Source organism: Streptomyces bottropensis ATCC 25435, from assembly GCF_000383595.1.
GTDB classification, from domain to species: Bacteria; Actinomycetota; Actinomycetes; order Streptomycetales; family Streptomycetaceae; genus Streptomyces; species Streptomyces bottropensis.
This window is the reverse complement of sequence record NZ_KB911581.1, coordinates 2,277,421-2,293,808: the sequence shown is the minus strand read 5'-3', so window position 1 is coordinate 2,293,808 and position 16,388 is coordinate 2,277,421. Positions and strand designations below refer to the sequence as shown.

Below are 16,388 nucleotides of genomic sequence, written 5' to 3'. Positions count from 1 at the left end.
GCTCATGCCGCCCTTCCCAGGTCAGCCGGAACACCACCGACGACGTCACCATCAGCTCCGGACAAAACGCACCGATTCCGCGAGTACGGCGGTAGCGGACTCCGTGTCGGCCAGCCGCGCCGACAGGGTGGTCTCGGCCAGGCGTGGAGGAAGGGCTTCGCCGAACTTCAGCCCCCGCACAGCGCGTTCGTCGACGTCCGGCAGGCACAACCGGTCCGTCACGTCCCGCGTCGCATCGCTCCAGGTACGCGCGGTGATGTCCTCCCGCAGGCGGATCCACCGGTCGTTGATGTGCTGCGCGCCGGCACGGCGACCGTGCCGAGGGTCGCGGCAAGTGTGGCGTTCGTGCGATGGCCCGCCCAGGTCCACCAGCGCAGGTGGCCGCCCGTGTCCTGAATGATCAGGGTGCCTCCGGGGTGCACCCGCTCCAGGTACTCCTCGCGGGCCTGGCGCAGGGCGGCAGTCGCCCGCCCCGTCATCCGCACGGGCGGGTCCTCGCCCAGCAGTACCCGGCGTTCGGCGCGCGTCAGCTCATGGGAACCCGCCGGGCCGAACCCTGCGCTGCTCCACTTGGCCTTTCCTCCCCCGTCGACGGGCTCGACGAAGCAGCGCCTGCGCCGCCAGTCGATGTACGTGACCTGCCAACTCCGCCCGCCCAGCAGCAGCCTGCGCGGACCGTCGATCCGTTCGGCGAGGAGGCTGGGGTCGGTGCGGCCGATCTCCGCGCGCCCTTGCAGGACGGTGAACTGCGGGGGCGCGGTGAACACGGCGGTGAGGTTCATGAAGTGCCGGTGGCCGGAGCGCCGTTCCGCCTCCGGGCCGATGAACAGCATTCCGTCGTCCCGGTCCAGGTAGCCCTGGTCGACGAGGTGGCGCACGATCGGCTCGGCCGATGTGCCGAAGGGACCGAGTCCGTTCCCTGTTCAAGGCATCACAGGGCAACGCCTCGAGTGAGAGCCCGCGAGATGAGGGCCAGAGGCGGCTTCGGCCCATCAGACCCGTCCACCATTTTCCGCGTCAGATGAGCGTCACGGTCCGCACGTACTTCCGCGAGTGGGACCCGGCGGAGCTGCGTTCGCCGGTCATCCCCTCGGTCTGCTGGAGATGGCGCGGGAGGAGCAGGGAGGCGTCACTCCCGCTCTCGAACCATGCCGGAGCCACTCGGCGGGCAACTGTCCTGGATCCAGGAGAGGTTCGTGCACCCCGCCGTCGTGGGGACGACGGCGGGGTGCGCACGGTTCACGGTCCGGCCGACGAGCGGCCCGCGAGCGAACGAGCAGGTTCAGCCTCGCGTCCCCCGCGTAACGGGCCGCGTGCCCTTTCCCGGCGGGAGGGCCGTCGGCCGTTCGGTCACTTGGCCAGGAAGGTGAGGAGGGCCTGGGTGACTTCCTGGGCGTGGGTCCACAGCAGGCCGTGGGGGGCGCCGTCGATGACGACGTAGTCCGCCTGCGGGAGTGACTGGTGGAAGCGTACTCCGGTGGCCTCGATGGGCAGGATGCGGTCGGCGGTGCCGTGCAGGATCAGCGCCGGGACGTCGATCTTGGGGAGGTCGGCACGGAAGTCGGTGGACCAGGTCGCCACGCAGGCCAGGGAGGCGTACGCGGAGGCTCCGGCGGCGACGTTCCAGCTGTTGCGGACGGCTTCCTCGCTGATGCGGGTGCCGAGGTTCTCGTCGAGGTTGTAGAAGTTCTCGTAGAACGCGGTGAAGTAGGCATAGCGGTCGGCGGTGACTGCCCCTTCGATGTCCTTGAAGATGGTGCCGTCGACGCCGCCGGGGTTGTCGTCGGTCTTGAGGAGGAAAGGCTCGAGAGAGGCGAGGAAGGCTGCCTTCGCTATCCGGGCGGAGCCGTAGGTTCCCAGGTAGCGGGCGACCTCGCCGGTACCCATGGAGAAGCCGACCAGGACGACGTCGTTGAGGTCGAGGGTCTCCAGGACCGTGTTCAGGTCGGCGGCGAAGGTGTCGTAGTCGTAGCCGGTGGTGGGCTGGCTGGAGCGGCCGAAGCCGCGCCGGTCGTACGTGATCACGCGGTAGCCAGCCGACAGCAGGGCGGCGGACTGCTTCTCCCAGGAGTGGCCGTCGAGCGGGTAGCCGTGGATCAGTACGACCGGCTGCCCGGTGCCGTGGTCCTCGTAGTACAGCTCGATGCTGGTCGAGTTCTCCTGGCCGACGGTGATGAACGCCATGCTGGTTACTGCCTTTCGGTGGGAAACGCGTCTGGTGGTGAAGTGCCCGGGTGGGCATGGCTGTGGGGATGTGCGATGACGCGACGGGGCGGAACCGTCGGTCAGCGGACCGTGCGGGCCGCCTGCTCCACGATGCGGGCGACGGCCTCGGGGCGGGACACGGATACCGCGTGCGACGCGTCGATGACCGTGGTGCGAGCCCCGGCACGGGCCGACATGTAGCGCTGGGCGGCCACGGGAATGTTGAGGTCCTCGGTGGTGACCAGCGACCAGGAGGGGATCGTCTTCCAGGCTGCCTGCGTCGACTTCTCCTCCAGCGCGGCGGCGGCGATCGGACGCTGTCCTGCTGCCATGAGCCTGGCCTTGTCCGCCGGCACGTCCGCAGCGAACTGGTCGCGGAACTTTTCCGGCTTGATGTACACGTCTGCGCCCTGACCACCGTCGGGCAGCGTGTAGTTGACGGACTCGATCGCCTGGCCGAGGGTGCTGCCGGGGAACTTGTTCGTCAGTCCGAGCGAACTCTCGCCCGTGTCGGGCAGGAACGCGGCGATGTAGACCAGCGCCTTCACCTTGCCCTCCAGGCCTGCGGCGGCCTGGCTGATGACGGTACCGCCGTAGGAGTGACCGACCAGGACCACGGGCCCGTCGATGTGGTCGACGACGCTGCGCAGGTAGGCGGCATCAGTCGCCGGACCGCGCAGCGGGTTGGCGGCGGACACCACGGGATAGCCCGCACGCTGCAGCCGAGTGACGACACCGTCCCAGCTCGACGCGTCGGCGAACGCCCCGTGCTCCAGCACGATCGTCGGACGTGTCGGATGGTGGGACACCGCACCGGCTACGCCGGGCAGGGTGGCGGCGGCCACAGACAGCCCCACGGCCGCTGTGACACCGAGCAGGGCGGATCTGCGGCTCGGTCGGGCCAGGCGGGTGATGCGCATGCGTGAATGTCCTTTTCCTTGGTTGTCGGCTCTCACCGGCCTGTGCGCCGGCGAAGCGGGCCGGTGCGTTCGAGGAACGAAGCACCGGGTTCCTTTGTGGATGACCGAGTTGTTGTGCGTTCCGTCTGCGCCAGGTGGTCAGCGCGGATCGGATGGGTGCTGTGCGACACGCGGCAGCGGCCCGGAGAGCGGCTGCCGGGCTGCCGCCGACCTGGCCCTGGAGCATCGCCCGAACCCTCAACTGCCGGGGCAGAACGTCTTTCGTCCTGTCCAACGATGAGGAGACAGGGCCGGTTCACCCCGGGGACGGGATGTTCGTTCGCGGGCATCGAGCGTGGCTGCGTGGGGCTCGGCGGTCAGTCGCTGGGCTTTGCCCACGGAACTGCTGGTCCGGGACTCCGGGCCTCCGGGCCTCCGGGGTGGAGCGGGCGGGCCTCAGTCGGTCCTACGTTGTTGGTGGGTTGGACGGGTCGTCGTAAGGTCCTGAGATCCAGAGACGGCGGGTATGGCTTTCAGTCGGTTGCACAAGATGGTTCACCCCACCTGGCCACCCGGCGTCTCACGACGACTCGGCCGCTGATTAGGAGCTGCGGGCCCCTGCGGGTGCATCGCTGAGTAGGACCACGCTGGCGAGGTCGTCCGGACGAACCGCGCACCTCGAACGACGGGAGGAACAGGTGGCCCTGATCTGGGCGGGGACGGACATCGGCAAGACCCACCACCACTGCGTGGTGCTCGACGCCGACGGCAAGCGACTGCTGTCGCGGCGGGTACTCAACGATGAGCCGGAGCTCCTGGCCCTGTTCGCCGACGTGATGGCCATCGACGAAGACGTGGTCTGGGCGGTCGACGTCGCTGATGGCATGGCAGCCTTGTGGATCAACATCCTGCTCAACCATGGCCAGCAGCTCGTCTACATACCCGGCCTCGCGGTCAACCGAGCCGCCGCCGGCTACCGAGGCACCGGCAAGACCGATGCCAAGGACGCCGTCGTCATCGCCGACCAGGCCCGCATGCGCCGGGACCTGACCACACTGCGGCCCGACGATGAACACGCTGTTGAACTGCGCGTCCTCACCGGCCGCCGGGCCGACATCAGCGCCGACCGCACCCGGCGAATCAACCGCCTGCGCGGCCAACTGACCAGCATCTTTCCCGCACTTGAACGAGTACTCGATCTGGGCAACGTCGGCCCGCTGGTCCTGCTGACCGGCTACCAGACACCCGCAGCTCTCCGCCGCACCGGCCGCAAACGGCTGGAGACCTGGCTCAGAAACCGCCAGGTCCGCGGGGCCGAGTCCCTGGCCGAAGCCGCTCTCTCGGCAGCCGACCGACAGCAGACCGCGCTTGCCGGGGAGAAGATCACCGCGCAGGTGATCCACACCCTGGCGAAGGAGGTGATGGGCCTCAACGAGCAGCTCGCCGAGATCGACAAGCTCATTGCGGCCCGGTTTCGCGAGCACGAACTCGCCGAAGTGATCGAGAGCATGCCCGGCATCGGCCCGTTGATGGGCGCAGAGTTCCTCGCCGCGACCGCCGGTGACATGAGCCGCTACGGCTCCGCCGACCGGCTGGCCAGCATGGCCGGCGTCGCTCCGACTCCCCGGGACTCGGGCAGCGTCAACGGCAACCTGCACCGGCCGCGTCGCTACCACCGCGGCCTCCAACGCGTCTTCTACACCTCCGCGCTGATCAGCATCCGCAACTGTGATGCCTCTCGGCGCTTCTACGAACGCAAGCGCGCCGAAGGCAAACGCCACGTCCAGGCGGTCCTCGCCCTGGCCCGTCGACGCGTGAACGTCCTGTGGGCGCTGATTCGTGACGGACGGTGCTACCAAGACAGACTCCCGGTCACAGCAGCGGCTTGACAACGTCATTAGGAGGTGGAGTCCAGGACTTCGTAGACATGCCTGATGTAGCTGTGGGTGCGCTCCGAGCCGAGTATTCCGTCGCCCAGCCGGTTCATCGTGTACGAGAACGTGACGCGCCGGTCGAGGTCCATCATGACGATCGAACCGCCCCGGCCGACCCAGAAGCAGACCCTTCCGGTGGGCATGTGCGGCATCGTCCTCGCATCGGCGAGCGCGAAGCCGATGCCCCAGCGCACGGGAACGCCCAGGAACAGGTCGATTCCGTCGGCCTGTACGTCGAGGACCTTGTCCACCGTGTCCGCGGAGAGGAGCCGGAGGCCGTTCACCTGACCGCGCCGTGAGATCACGGAGAGGGCACGGGCCATGCCTCGTGCGTTGCCGTGTCCGTTGACGGCTCCGAGTTCGGCACGGCGCCACTGCGGGGTGTCGACGTGCTCGTCCCGAGCGGGGCTTCCGAGCAACGTCTTGGTGAAGATCCCCTCGGGATCGAGGCCGGCGGGCATTCCGGGGAGCTGCGACGGGGCCACCAGCTCGGCGATGCGCGGCCAGTCGGCCTGCCGCGCACCGATCTGGACGTCGGCTTGTGACGGCTTGGCGATCTCGGTGTCGACGAACTCGGTCAGGGTACGGCCACTGACCCGCCGGACAAGCTCTCCCACCAGCTGTCCCTGAGTCTGCACGTGGTAGCCCGAGGCACTGCCCGGCTCCCACCAGGGCGCCTGCGCGGCCAGCCGGGCGCTCGCGGTCGGCCAGTCGTACAGATCGTCGATGGTGAAGGGCTGCTGCCAGCCGGAGAGCCCCGAGGTGTGTGACAGGACATGCCGCACCTCGATGTCCCGCTTGCCCTGAGCAGCGAATTCGGGCCAGTAGTGCGCGACCGGGCGGTGCAGATCCAGTGCCCCCCGGTCGACGAGGACGAGGGCCGCCAGACTGCTGAGGGTCTTGGTGGTCGACCACAGGCTGACCAACGTGTCCTGGTGCCACGGAACGGTCCGCGCTTCGTCGGCATGCCCACCCCACAGATCGACTTCCATGACTCCGTCGACATCGACGGCGATCGACGCCCCCAACTCCTCGCAGGACTCCAGGTGCGCTGCCAGCGCCGCTCGGACCGGTTCGAACCGGGCGGTGCTCGTTCCTTCGACGATGACCATGTCTTTTTCCCACTCCTGACGACGACCGTTCGACCACTCAACGGAATGAACATCACGCTGGTTCACGCTTCGTCGCAGGTGAGAGGTGTCCGCGGGGGCCCTCTGGCAGCAGGTCACCTGCAGGGGCCGTCCACAGGGAATCCGGCCTGCTCTGCGAAGAAGGCGGCCGAACTGGACCCAGGCACCTGATACGTCTCGGCGCCGGCGACGCAAAAGTACGGGGCACGGTGTTCCTGCCCCGCGCCGCCACCTTCGGGCTCGCCCGCTGAACCTCTATCGCCGCCTGGGCACCTCGATGGCGCCCGGGCACGAGCGCAGCGACGACGAACTCCAGGAGGCCGCCATGCGCAACCGACGGAGGAGCGCCCCCGAATCCCGCATCGGACAGTTCGTCGATGCGGCCGGCAACAGCACACCGCTTCCACTCTGATGCGCGACGCGGCCATCCCCTTCCCATCAGCGAGCACCCGGCCAAGGACGTGCCGTCGGCACGGGTACGGGCCCACGCGGCGGCAGCTCCGGCGTTCGACCAGGGTGGACTCGTCCCGGGCCATCTGACGCGCACCGTGCTCAGCGCTCCAGCGGCCGCGTTTCCCCGTGGACGAGGAAGCTGCCCAGCGCCTGGCCGCCGGCGAGAGCCTTCCTCTCAGGACGGGTGGGATGCTGCGTGGCTGCGGGCCCCGCGGCCGACGAAGGTGCCCCTGTCACCTCGGCGCATCGCGCCGCCGGTGAAGTCATCCCGCCGGGTGGCGTCCTGCTAATGTCCTGTCCGATATGCGGGAAGCGGACGACGGGGTCCTCGCCACGGCGATCACATGCTCCGGTCCCCCACCCCACCTCGGCGGACAGGTCACCGCGACGAGGGTCGCGCGGGTGCCCGGGTGTGTCGGCGCGCGGTTTTCGTCACCGCGGGAGCGGGTCGCCCGCAGGTCCGCGGGTCATGGTCATGTGTGTGCCCCCGATGGCGGCGCCGTCGAGCGGGATTCTGAGTGGGTACGGTGGCAACTGTGAGGCAGGGGCTCGACTTCGGACTGCTGGGTCCGCTGGTGGTACGACGGGCGGGCACGGTACTCGATCCGGGTCGGCGCAGGCAGCGGCTGCTACTGATCCGCCTGCTGCTCGCCGACGGCCGGGCGGTCACTCCGCAGACGCTGTGCGAGGAACTGTGGCCGCAGCAGCCGGGACGCACACCGGGCGCAGCGATGGGCTCCCTGCACGCCCACATCAGCAAGGTACGCGCGGTCCTGGAACCCCAGCACCTGCGCCGACAGGGCACCTTCGAGGTGCTGGTCACCGAACCCCTGGGCTACGCCCTGCGTGTGCCGCCCGAGAGCCGTGACACCGTACGCTTCGAGCGGGCTCTTGCCCAGGCACACCGGTTCATGGAGCAGGGCCGGCCCGAACGCGTCGTGGAAGAGGCCGGAAAGGCCTTGGAGATGTGGCGCGGTACCCCGTTCGCCGACGCCGCGCACCACCTGTTCGCCATCCACGAGGCAGCACGCCTGGAAGAACTGCGGCAGACCACCCGCGAGATCCGCACCTCTGCCCTGCTCCTGCAAGGACGGATCACCGAAGCGCTGGACGCGGCACAGGAGATGACCACAGAGCATCCCCTGCGGGAAACCGGCTGGGGCTTGCTGCTGCGCGCCCTGTACCTCGCCGGCCGGCACCCCGAAGCGCTTCAGCGCTACACCGACCTGCGCCGGCACCTCGCCGACGAACTCGGCCTCGAACCGGGCCCGTCCCTACGTGCCCTGCACCACGGCATCCTTCACCACGACCTGCCCCCCTTTCACGCAGCCGATGAACTGAACAGATTCGGCGCGGCATCCGTCCCCGGCGGGGGTGCCGCGCACGGCCGCGATCCGATCGGGTCGGCCATGTCCAGGGTGCCGGACGAGGGCAGGGCAACCGCGCCCGTCGGCCAGGCCGCCGACGCACCGGCCGACGAGGCCGATCGGTCCGCTGCGAGGTGCTACCCGGCCACGGATGACGAGAGAACCACGTCGCCGCCCCTGGCGCGTCCGGCACAACTGCCGCGCGCGCTGCCGGTGTTCGCCGGGCGGGCGGCCGAGGGTGCGTGGCTGTCGGCCGTGAGCGGTGCACCGGGCCGGCCGGGACCGACCGCTGCCCCTGTCGTCGTCATCAGCGGTGCTCCCGGTGTCGGCAAGACCACCTTCGCCGTCCACCACGCCCACCGCATCGCCCCCTCCTTCCCCGACGGTCAGCTTTTCGTCAACCTGTGCGGATTCCACCCCCACGCACCCGCCGTCGAACCCGGCAACGCCCTGCACGGCTTCCTCACCGCCCTCGGTGTTCCCGCCCAGCGCATCCCCGAAGACACCCCCGGCCGCAGCACACTCTTCCGCAGCCTCCTCGCCGACCGGCAGATCCTCCTCGTCCTGGACAACGCCCGCGACGAGCAACAAGTGCGCCCCCTGCTTCCCGCGGGAGCGGGCTGCCTCACCCTGATCACCAGCCGCAACCAACTCCCCGGCCTGATCACCACCGACGGCGCCAAACCCCTCACACTCCCCCTGCCCTCACCAACCGAGGCCCACCAAGCCCTCGAACGACGCCTGGGAACCGAACGACTGGTCGCCGAGCCCGCCGCCACAGCCGAAATCATCCGCCTGTGCGGACGACTTCCCCTGGCCATGGCTGTGGTCGCCGCCCGCGCCGAACTCGATCCTTCCTTCCCCCTTCACGCCATCGCCGACGAGCTGCGGCACACCCACGGCGGCCTCGACGCGTTCACCGGCTTCGACACCACCACCGATGTACGCGCCGTCTTCTCCTGGTCCTACCAGTCCCTGGACGAGTCCACCGCCCGGCTCTTCCGCTTCATGGCCCTGCACTCCGGCCCGCACATCACCGCCCCGGCCGCCGCCGGCCTCGCCGGTCTTTCCCTCCCCCGGACCCGCCGTGCTCTCGCCTGCCTGGTCAGTGCCTGCCTGGTGGAACAGCCGCTACCCGGCCGCTACAGCCTGCACGACCTGCTGCGCGGCTACGCCACCGAACTGACCGACACCCACGACACCACCGACGAACGCCACCACGCCACCCTCCGGGTCCTGGACCACTACCTGTTCACCGCCCACGAGGCAAACCAGCTCCTGAAACACGACACAACGCCCGAACTCGACCTCGGTACACCCAACCCGGGCGTCACCCCGGAGAACCTCACCACCATCGAGCAGGCAACCCGATGGCTCACCGCCGAACACCGGGTGCTGACCGGCCTGCTCCACACCGCCGTCAGCCAGCAGCTGGACCACCACACCACCGGGCTGGCCTGGTCGCTCAAGGACTATCTCTACCGGCAGGAATTCTGGCCCGAAGCCATCACCGCGCTGACCCCCGCCCTCGAAGTGGCCCGGCGCCAGAACAACCGCCTCGAAGAAGGCCGTTGCCTACGCCACCTCGGTGGCGTCCACGGCTATCTCGGCCATCAGGAACAAGCCCTGCACCACCTGCGACTCGCCACCACGATCTTCGAGGAGCTCGACGCAACCGGTGAGCTGGCCCGAGCCCACTACGTCACGGCGTGCGCGCTGTTCCTGTTCGGCCGGGTCCAGGAGGCCGTGACGTCCTCCGAGCGGGGACTGGAGCTGTCCCGGGAGACAGGTGAAGAGTTGTGGTTGGCCGAGTGCCTCGTCGAACTCGCCTGGTTCCGATCCAACCTGGGGCAGCTCGAGAAAAGCCTTCAGTACAGCGAGGAGGGCATCGCCCTGTTCCAGCAGCTGGACGCGCCGTGGCAGCTGGCCCAAGCCTGGGACATTCTGGGCTACAACCTCCGCATGCTCGGCCGTTACGAAGAGTCGGTGGCCACGTACCAGCGGGCGACGCGGGCGTTCGAGGAACTGGGGGACCACCGGAACGCCATCGGCACACTGATGCGACTCGGCGACACGCGGCTGGCCCTGGGCGACCGGGAAGGGGCACGAGCGGACTGGGCATGCGCCCTCGACGGCGCCGTCGAGCGAGCCATGCCCCACAGCGCTCAGCAGATCCGCGACCGGCTCACCGCTCTGGACATGGACTCGGACCCTACGCCCGCCGTTCCGGAGAGGGCGGAGGGGAGCCATCGGCTCCCGACGCCGAGGAGTGGTGACCCTGCGCGTCAGGGCTCCGAGCGGGACGGTTCGGCGGGTGGCCACTCGTCCGCCGTCCGCTGATCTTCAGCGGGCGTATGAGGCTTCTCCTGCGGTCCCGGACGGTTCAGGCTGCTCAGCCGGACCGCCCGGGACCGAACCCGGCTTCACTCCTGAGTGCCGGCCGGTACGGTGCTCTCCCGCGTCGGGATCGCACGGGCCGGAAGCTCGTCAGCTCGTCGCTGTGGATGGGGAGCACGCCGGTCGAGCCACCAGCCCCGTAACACCCCATGTCGTAGATGTAGTTCTCGTGCCGGTCCATACCGACGGTGTGGTTGGTCCGGTTCCGGAGCGAGGTCGTACGGTTGTTCATGTAACTGCCGACATTGGGCGTGCTGTTCGGGCTTGACACCGGCCAGTATTGCTCCGGGCAGCAGGAACCGGCGAAGCCGTGAACCGATCACACATATTCCTCTTCATCTCGACACCGGCGAGAACGCCGGGGGCATGGTGGATGGGAAGCAGGCCCGCGAGGCGCGGCGCAGCGTCCGTCGCAGAACCGCGCACCGTGTTCTCCGAACGCGTGTCCCTCTCTTGCGAACGACCGGAACAGGGCGGCGGTTCACCTTGTGCCGCGGACGATGAACGGTCCGCTGCACAGAACGGGTCGCCATGGAGCCGTCGGCACCGAGGGCCGGAGCTGGCACCCGTGCACCAGGGCCGCCGAGCATCACCCGCCGCCCGCCGACCTTCACCTGGCCCTTGTCGCTCTCGCCGGCCGGCACGACAAGGGAACGACAAGGTTTGGCTAAGGGCTTCCTACGAGTGTTGAGCCACTCGCCCGCACCTGCGGTAGAGCACGCAATAGAGCACTTGAACAGGAATGGGCACCACCCATGAACGGGATCATGGAAGCGGGGACCGCCCTCCTCGCTCCGGCTCGGGCGCACGCCCGGCCCGTCGCATCGGAGACCGACTGCGACGCCTTTGTCCGAGACATCTACGATCAGTACGGGCCTCTGCTCGTTCGGTACGCCACGCGACTGTTGGACGGTGACTGGCACGAGGCCGAGGACATCCTCCAGGAGACTGCGGCCCGCGCCTGGAAGCACGCCCGGTTCCTGGGCACCCGCGGCGAGCACATCCGGCCGTGGCTGTTCACCGTGGCGAGGAACCTCGTCATCGACCACCATCGGGCCCGGCGGATCAGGCCGTTGGAGCTCATGCCGGTCGAGGACCTGGACGCCTCCTGGGACAGCACGGAATCGACGATCACCTCCCATGTGGTGCTGAAGGCCCTGCAGGAACTGAACGAGCAGCAGAGAACCATCATCCGCCTCATGTACTACCTGGAATGCAGCGTCGCCCAGACGGCCGAGCACCTCGGCATCCCGCCCGGTACGGTCAAGAGCCGTGCCTTCTACGCCGTGCGGGCACTGCGTAAGGGACTGCAGAAACAGGGTGTTCTCGGGGAATAGTCACGGCCGGTGTAACCGTCCGTGCTCTCCACCGCTCCACCGGGCCTGCATATGGCCCTCCGTGCGGGCTTTCCTCCGCCTCCTGACGAGGCCCTCTCAAGTCGTCATCCCGCGCCGTGCCCCCACAGAAGCGAAGCATGGTGAACTGCGAGTTGATCAGGGAGGAGCCGCCGTCCAGGCCCTGCGTGGTGATCGGCGCACTGGGCAGGACGCCGGAAACGCCGCCCACGTCGCCGGTGCCCGGAGTGCTCGACCGAGCAACGGCACTTCGCCGATGTGTCCCTTGCCCTCTCGACCATCGACCTGCGTGACTTCGAGGAGATGCGGCGGCCGACGCTCTGACCACTGTGCGAACGGTGTCAGAGCCGTGCGACGCGGCCCCTGATGCCCAGATCGACCCAACGCCGGCCCGGGCGAAGCGGACCCGCCCACCAAAACGACGCCGTGGCGGTCGACTCGGAGAGAGGTCGTACGGCACGCATCATCTCGCGGCGGAGAGGCTGAACCTTACGAGGGTGGCCGTGACCGTCCATAGTCTGGAAGCCATCAGCGCAGCCGATACACACGTCTGCCGCCCGTGCTCATGCAACAGATCCGACGGCTTCCATGACGAGGGTGCCAGCAACGCACATGAAAGGCCGAACTCCTGTGCCGCTCAATACCAACCCTCTGCCCGAGAAAGACCGTGAGACTGCGGGCAAGGCTCTGCAGGCGCCCCTTCCCGAGCTTCTCGTCCTCTCCCTGGTGGCCAAACAGGCCCACTGGGCATCGGTCTCCGGGAGCTGAGGTACCTTGCGTGGCCAGAGATACCGGCCTCGCCCGGTGATCGTCTCCCGCGATGAGAGCAACGCGGCTAACCCAGAGCCCCGAGATGAGCGTCATCCGAGCGTCAACGATCTCCGAACGAGACCCTGAAGGCGTCTCCGTTGCAAGCGTCTCTCCCATGAATGCGCAGGTCAGGCAGCCTGCAAGGTCGGTCCTGTCGCTCGACCCCCCGTTCCGAGGGAAACAGGTCGAGCGACTCACCGGAACCGCGAAACCGCAGCTCAGGCACCCTTCCCGGCAGGCTCCAGAATCGCCACGCACTCCACATGATGCGTCATCGGAAACAGATCGAACGCCCGCAGCATCCGCACCCGATACCCGCCCTCCTTGAAGTACCCGAGATCCCGCGCCAGCGCCGCCGGGTCGCAGGCCACGTAGGCGATGCGGCGGGCGCCCAGCGACGCCATGTGCTGGACGGTCTTCTTGCCCGCCCCGGCGCGCGGGGGGTCCAGGACGATGAGGTCGACCTTGTCGATACCCGTGCGCGGCAGTACCGCCTCGACCTTGCCCTGTTCGATCCGCACCCGGTCGAAGCCGGCGAGGTTGTGCCGCGCGTCCTCGACCGCGCGCTTGCCGGACTCGATGCCGAGCACGGCGCCCTTGTCGCCGACGCGGTCGGCGAGGGCGCCCGCGAAGAGGCCCACCCCGCAGTAGAGGTCCAGCGCCATGTCGCCCTTGCGCGGCAGCAGGCCCTGCATGACGGCCTTGACGAGGGTGTCGGCGGCCTTGGGGTGGACCTGCCAGAAGCCGCCGCTGCCGACCCGGTACGTACGGTCGTCCGCGCGCTCGCGCACGAAGGGGCGGCCGTGCACGCGGTGCACGCCCCCGTCCTTCTCCTCGACCCGCATCACCGACACCGGCCGGTCCAGCTCGACGAGCGGCAGGCGCGCGCCCGGCCGGGGTTCGAGGATCACCTGGCGGTCCTGCGAACCGGTGGCGGCGATCGCGTCGATGGAGGCCATGCCCGCCCAGTCGCGCTTCTCGATGCCCAGTTCGGAGACACCCGGCGCGGCGATCATGCAGTGGTCGATCGGCTCGACCTCGTGCGAGCGGTGCTTGCGCAGCCCGGCCCGGCCCTCGGCGTCCACCGCGTACTGCACGCGCGTGCGCCACGCCGGCACCTCGCCCGCCGGAACCTTGTCGCCCTCGGCCGGCATGACCGTGCCGTCCCAGCCCGCCTCCTCGGGCGTGAGGCCCGCGAGCCGCTGCAGCTGCTCGGCGATGACCTCGCCCTTGAAGCGCCGCTGGGCGCCCGGCTTGGCGTGCTGCCAGTCGCAGCCGCCGCAGCGGCCGGGGCCGGCGTAGGGGCAGGGGGCCTCGACGCGGTCCTTGGAGGCCGTGAGGACCGAGACCGCGTCCGCCCGCAGGTAACGCGCGCCCTCCTCGCCGTCGGTCACCCGCGCCACGACCCGCTCGCCGGGCAGCGCGTGCCGGACGAAGAGGACCTGGCCCTCGGACGTACGCGCGATGCAGTGGCCGCCGTGGGCGACGGGGCCGACCTCGACCTCGTACTCCTCTCCCACCAGCGATTTCTTCGGTTCTGCCTGCATGGTGGGGTGACTCCAGAAGATGGGGAACGCGACAACGGCCGGACAACAGCCCACCAGTCTACGTGGGTGCCGTCCGGCCGTTGACCACGAAGGTCGGCCGGGGAGCGTGTGGCCCGGGCGCGCGTCGGCCCGGGCGCGGGTCAGCCGTTGTCGGCCGACGACGTGCCCGACGACGTGCCCGACGGCTTGTCCGGTGCCTTGCCCGACGTCCTGGCCGATGCCTTGGCCGAGGATTCCTTCGGCCGCTCCTGCGCCGGTCCGCGCCGTACCGACCCCGGAGCGCTCCACTCCTGCCGCTTGCGCGCCCGCCGCTTGGCGACCTCGGAGGACTCCAGCTGGTACGGCACGGAGGTGACCATGACACCAGGCGTGAACAGCAGCCGGCCCTTGAGCCGGAGCGCGCTCTGGTTGTGCAGCAGGTGCTCGTACCAGTGACCGACCACGTACTCGGGGATGATCACCGACACCGCGTCGCGCGGCGACTCCTTGCGCAGCCCCTTGACGTACTCGATGACCGGCCGGGTGACCTCGCGGTAGGGCGAGTCGAGGACCTTCAGCGGTACGTCGATGCCGCGCCGCGTCCACTCCTCCTGGAGGGCCTTGGTCTCGACCGGGTCGACGTTGACGCTGAGCGCCTCCAGGGTGTGCGAGCGCATCAGCTTGGCGTAGGCGAGGGCCCGCAGGGTGGGGCGGTGGATCCGGGAGATCAGCACCACGGAGTGGACCCTCGACGGCCGGACGACGTCGTCGCTCGGGCCGTCCGGCGCGGCGATCTCCGCGGCGACCCGGTCGTAGTGCTTACGGATGGCCGTCATCGTCGCGTAGAAGATCACCATGCCGAGCAGGGCGACCCAGGCGCCGTGCGTGAACTTGGTGCCGAGGACGACGATCAGGACCAGTCCGGTGAAGAAGGCGCCGAAGGTGTTGATCGCGCGGGAGCGGATCATGTGGCGCCGCTTGGCCGGGTCCTTCTCGGTGCGCAGATGGCGGTTCCAGTGCCGGACCATACCGGTCTGACTGAGCGTGAAGGAGACGAACACCCCGACGATGTACAGCTGGATCAGACGCGTGGAGTCGGCGCCGTAGATCCACACCAGGAGCACGGCGGCGCCGGCCAGCAGGACGATGCCGTTGGAGAAGGCGAGGCGGTCGCCGCGGGTGTGCAGCTGGCGCGGGAGGTAGCGGTCCTGGGCGAGGATCGAGCCGAGCAGCGGGAAGCCGTTGTAGGCGGTGTTGGCGGCCAGGAACAGCACGAGGGCGGTGGCGGCGGCCAACACGACGAAGAGGAACGTGCCGTCCCCGAAGACGGCGGCGGCCACCTGGGAGATCACCGGGTTCTGGACGTAGGAGTCGCCGACCGGGGTGCCGTCGCGCAACAGGTCGCTCGCCGGGTTCTCCGCCATCCGCACCTCGGTGGCCATGGCGAGGCCGATGATCCCGCAGAACATGGTGACCGCGAGCAGGCCCATCGCGGCCAGCGTGGCGGCCGCGTTCTTCGACTTGGGCTTGCGGAAGGCGGGGACGCCGTTGGAGATGGCCTCGACCCCCGTGAGGGCGGCACAGCCGGAAGAGAACGCGCGCAGCAGCAGGAAGACGAGCGCGAAGCCGGCCAGACCCTGATGCTCGGGCTTGATCGCCAGGTCGGCGGTCGGCGCCCGCATGGTCTCGTCGAGGACCAGCCCGCGGAACGCGCCCCACGCGATCATCAGGAAGACACCGACGACGAACACGTAGGTCGGGATCGCGAAGAGCTTGCCCGACTCCTTCACCCCGCGCAGGTTCATCAGCGTGAGCAGCACGATGATGCCGATCGCGCACAGCACCTTGTGCTCGACGAAGAAGGGGACGGCCGAACCGAGGTTCTCCACGCCCGAGGAGATCGACACGGCGACGGTGAGGACGTAGTCGACGAGGAGCGCGCTGGCGACGGTGAGACCGGCCTTGGGGCCGAGGTTGGTGTTCGCCACCTCGTAGTCGCCGCCGCCGCTCGGGTAGGCGTGCACGTTCTGGCGGTAGGACGCCACGACGGTGAACATCAGCACGACGACCGCGACGGCGATCCAGGGGCTGAAGTGGTAGGCCGACACGCCCGCGATGGAGAGGACCAGCAGCACCTCTCCGGGTGCGTACGCCACGGACGAGAGCGGGTCGGAGGCGAAGACGGGGAGTGCGATGCGCTTCGGCAGGAGCGTTTCACCCAGCCGGTCGCTGCGCAGGGCCCGCCCGATCAGGATCCGTTTGGGCACGTCGGTCAGTTTGGACACGCAGAGGATCGTAAGCGCCCCGACTGG

General features: G+C 69.1%; 9 protein-coding genes and 1 pseudogene. 3 read left to right on the top strand and 7 right to left on the bottom strand.

What is annotated here, in order from left to right; all coding sequences use genetic code 11:
- Positions 1-51 precede the first annotated feature (51 nt).
- The 4 genes and pseudogenes from STRBO_RS40035 to STRBO_RS0110105 form a co-directional block, all read right to left on the bottom strand.
- Positions 52-917 (bottom strand): annotated as a pseudogene (locus STRBO_RS40035) (DEAD/DEAH box helicase); the annotation flags it as partial.
- Positions 918-1,017: 100 nt separating this feature from the next.
- Complete coding sequence (locus STRBO_RS43720) at positions 1,018-1,161, bottom strand: hypothetical protein (RefSeq protein ID WP_005481664.1); 144 nt, start codon at positions 1,159-1,161, stop codon at positions 1,018-1,020.
- A gap of 189 nt (positions 1,162-1,350) precedes the next feature.
- The gene (locus STRBO_RS0110110; protein WP_005481661.1) at positions 1,351-2,184 is read right to left on the bottom strand and encodes an alpha/beta fold hydrolase; all 834 of its coding nucleotides are present in this window, start codon (positions 2,182-2,184) and stop codon (positions 1,351-1,353) included.
- A 101-nt stretch (positions 2,185-2,285) separates the two neighbouring features.
- The gene (locus tag STRBO_RS0110105; RefSeq protein ID WP_005481660.1) at positions 2,286-3,125 is read right to left on the bottom strand and encodes an alpha/beta fold hydrolase; all 840 of its coding nucleotides are present in this window, start codon (positions 3,123-3,125) and stop codon (positions 2,286-2,288) included.
- Positions 3,126-3,802: 677 nt separating this feature from the next.
- Between STRBO_RS0110105 and STRBO_RS0110100 the strand changes: the two genes are divergently transcribed.
- Entirely contained in the window at positions 3,803-4,993 is a 1,191-nt protein-coding gene (locus STRBO_RS0110100) for an IS110 family RNA-guided transposase (protein WP_005481656.1), read from the top strand.
- A gap of 8 nt (positions 4,994-5,001) precedes the next feature.
- Here the strand turns inward: STRBO_RS0110100 and STRBO_RS0110095 are convergent, their stop codons facing one another.
- Positions 5,002-6,150: a serine hydrolase domain-containing protein gene (locus STRBO_RS0110095; RefSeq protein ID WP_020114145.1), complete on the bottom strand. Its 1,149-nt coding sequence runs from the start codon at positions 6,148-6,150 to the stop codon at positions 5,002-5,004.
- Between the two features lie 1,007 nt (positions 6,151-7,157).
- Between STRBO_RS0110095 and STRBO_RS0110085 the strand changes: the two genes are divergently transcribed.
- Positions 7,158-10,328 (top strand): AfsR/SARP family transcriptional regulator, encoded by a 3,171-nt coding sequence (locus tag STRBO_RS0110085; RefSeq protein ID WP_005481642.1) that lies wholly within the window; start codon positions 7,158-7,160, stop codon positions 10,326-10,328.
- 812 nt (positions 10,329-11,140) lie between these two features.
- Positions 11,141-11,722: a sigma-70 family RNA polymerase sigma factor gene (locus tag STRBO_RS0110080; RefSeq protein WP_020114144.1), complete on the top strand. Its 582-nt coding sequence runs from the start codon at positions 11,141-11,143 to the stop codon at positions 11,720-11,722.
- Positions 11,723-12,768: 1,046 nt separating this feature from the next.
- On the opposite strand, the gene STRBO_RS0110075 is transcribed toward STRBO_RS0110080, so the two are convergent.
- Together STRBO_RS0110075 and STRBO_RS0110070 are read right to left on the bottom strand one after the other, a co-directional pair.
- On the bottom strand, positions 12,769-14,097 hold the full coding sequence (locus tag STRBO_RS0110075) for a class I SAM-dependent RNA methyltransferase (RefSeq protein ID WP_005481638.1): 1,329 nt from the start codon (positions 14,095-14,097) through the stop codon (positions 12,769-12,771).
- Positions 14,098-14,237: 140 nt separating this feature from the next.
- Positions 14,238-16,361, bottom strand: a complete 2,124-nt coding sequence (locus tag STRBO_RS0110070; RefSeq protein ID WP_005481637.1) for an APC family permease — start codon at positions 16,359-16,361, stop codon at positions 14,238-14,240.
- Between the last annotated feature and the right edge of the window lie 27 nt (positions 16,362-16,388).